Origin of the sequence: Phytoactinopolyspora endophytica, assembly GCF_004138495.1 — a bacterium.
Lineage (GTDB): Bacteria > Actinomycetota > Actinomycetes > Jiangellales > Jiangellaceae > Phytoactinopolyspora > Phytoactinopolyspora endophytica.
The window spans coordinates 195,747-198,217 of the sequence record NZ_ML142858.1 but is presented as its reverse complement, the minus strand read 5'-3'; the positions used below and the strand labels follow the sequence as shown (position 1 = coordinate 198,217).

Here is a 2,471-nt window from a genome sequence, read left to right as displayed (position 1 = left end):
TCGCGGCGACCCACCACATCCCCGGCTCGCGGGTCGACGAGGTGCTCGAGATGGTCGGCCTCTCCGAGGTCGCCCGCCAGCGCGCCGGTGGGTTCTCGCTCGGGATGCGGCAACGGCTGGGGATCGCCGGGGCACTGCTCGGCGACCCGTCGACCGTGGTACTCGACGAGCCGGTCAACGGGCTCGACCCCGAGGGGATCAGGTGGATCCGCGAGCTGCTGGTCAGCCTGGCCGACGAGGGCCGGACTGTGTTGCTCTCCTCGCACCTGATGAGCGAGATGGCCCTCACCGCGGAGCGCCTCGTCGTCATCGGCCAGGGTCGGCTGGTCGCCGACACCACTGTCAGCGAGCTGACGGCCTCGGCCGCCGTCCGCGAGGTCCTGGTGGTCAGCCCCCGGATGGACGATCTCGCCACCGCACTGCGCACCGCGGGTGCCGTCGTCCACTCCACACGACCCGGGAGCGCCACGGTCGAAGGGCTCGACGCCGCCGACATCGGCAGCATCGCGGCCCACCACCGCTTCGCGCTCTCCGAGCTCTCGCCACGAAGGGCGTCGCTGGAGGAGGCATTCATGGAGCTGACCCGCACCTCCCTGCAGTTTCACGCGGGCGCGGCATCATCGGTCGAGGTGGCGGCATGAGCACCACGACCGACCTGACCGAGATCAAGCTCACCCTCGGCGGTGTGGCGCGGGGTGAGTGGATCCGATTCCGGACGCTGCGTTCCCACCGCTGGTCCCTGCTCGTGGCCACTCTCCTGATAGCCGGCCTCGGCATCACGAGCGCCGCCATCCTGGTGCAGTCAGGCCAGGCAGACGGCTTCTCTGACGCCACGGACCCCACCGGCATGGCGCTCGACGGCGTCGTCATCACCCAGCTCGTCGTGGGGGTGCTCGGAGCGCTCACCGTCACCGGCGACTACCAGACCGGACTGATCCGGGTCGGCCTCGCCACCGTCCCTCGGCGCTCGTGGCTCTTCGGGGCCAAGGCGGTAGTCCTCGCGGGGAGCGTCCTCGCCGGTATGCTCGTCGCCGTCCTGGTGTCGTTCGTCGTCACCCAGCAGGTCCTGAGCCGGGGTGGCGAACCCTCTGCGACTCTGACCGACCCCGGTGCCGTTCGGGCCCTCGTCGGCGCGGCCGGCTACCTGGCCGGGGTCGGCCTCGCCGGCCTCTCGCTCGGGTTCCTGCTGCGGAGCACCGCCGGCGCTGTCGCCGCCGTCGTGGGCGGGGTGTACCTGATGCCGGAACTGTTGCGGCTCGTCACGCCAGCCGACTTGTTCGAGACCGCGGGCAGGTACCTGCCCTCCCAGGCCGGCCAGTCGATGTTCCGCATCGGCGACGACCCCACCGCGCTGTCACCCGTCCCCGCGGCACTGGTCTTCGGTCTGTGGATCGGGCTGCTGCTCCTCGGTGCCGCCACCGCGTTCCGCCGGAGGGACGCATGAGCATCCAAGGAGGTGAACCGATGACTACCTCGCACCGAAAAGCCGCCCCCATGACGCACACCTGCGACTCCTGTGGCCCCGACTGGGCATCCCGGATCGCAGCTGCCGAATGCTTCCACCATGACGGCTGACCCGTGTCTCGAGAACACCGCCGCGCCCACCATTTCCGGTGGGCGCGGGGTGTTCCTTGCGCGCTGGGAACGGCGTCAGTTATTTGTCACCTTTGAGAGTGCTGGCGATAACGCCACGAGGCGAGCACAAGAGCAAGAACAAGTAGTGAGGCCCCCATCAAGTACGTCGCGAATTTCCAGTTCCCTGGGACCGAAACGCTCGCGGTGAATGCGACCGCGAGACCGAAGATGCACCCGGCACCAGCTGTGAGAGCGCACGCAAGGCCACAACCGGAGACGACGACCGCTAGGAATGCGCTGCTCCTTCTTCTCGTTTCTTCGCCATGCACCCTCGACCGACAAACCGTGAGCGGCGGTACCACTCGATGCTTGCCTTGCCCGCCTGGGCAGCGGCCGCGCCGTAGAAGGCGACGGGAAAGCCGCGCAACACCAGTTGTTGGATCACGAGTCCGAGCCCAGCTCCGACCACTCCATACGTGGCGCCCGCTGCCCAGGCGGGTCGTTGGCGCGTGAGGAGTTCGAGGAGCACGGCGACAGGGACACCGAAGAGTACGATCACCGGCGCAGCCCACGATGCAATGGCAGCCATGCCGGGTACGACGTCTTCGAGGCCTTCGACAAACAAGGATCCGTTCACCGCCCCCGCCACGACGTGGCTGACTCCAACACCACACAGCGCTCCCGCAACCCCAGCAACCACCATTCCTGGCGTCAGCAATGGGACGCTTGGTTCGGCATCTGCGGTCACTCTTGTGTCACCTTTCGCTCCGCGGGCGCCTCTCCGGCAGGTCCGCGGAGTGTGTCAGATAAACGGTGGATCCGGTCTCGGTGATGGTTAGTTACCGGTTGGTGTGATGCGACCTTCGAACGCGATAGCGAACGCGTTCAATGCCGGT

3 protein-coding genes are annotated in these 2,471 nt (G+C 67.9%); 2 read left to right on the top strand and 1 reads right to left on the bottom strand.

Annotated features, from left to right (window positions below; all coding sequences use genetic code 11):
- Both ELR45_RS38505 and ELR45_RS19930 read left to right on the top strand, forming a co-directional pair.
- Positions 1 to 641 (top strand): AAA family ATPase (locus tag ELR45_RS38505; RefSeq protein WP_205856919.1); only part of this gene is annotated, 641 nt, incomplete at its 5' end.
- On the top strand, positions 638 to 1,444 hold the full coding sequence (locus tag ELR45_RS19930; RefSeq protein WP_129667916.1) for an ABC transporter permease: 807 nt from the start codon (positions 638 to 640) through the stop codon (positions 1,442 to 1,444). The genes ELR45_RS38505 and ELR45_RS19930, both read left to right, overlap by 4 nt.
- 417 nt (positions 1,445 to 1,861) lie before the next feature.
- Here the strand turns inward: ELR45_RS19930 and ELR45_RS19925 are convergent, their stop codons facing one another.
- The gene (locus tag ELR45_RS19925; RefSeq protein WP_165367945.1) at positions 1,862 to 2,323 is read right to left on the bottom strand and encodes a hypothetical protein; all 462 of its coding nucleotides are present in this window, start codon (positions 2,321 to 2,323) and stop codon (positions 1,862 to 1,864) included.
- Positions 2,324 to 2,471 lie beyond the last annotated feature (148 nt).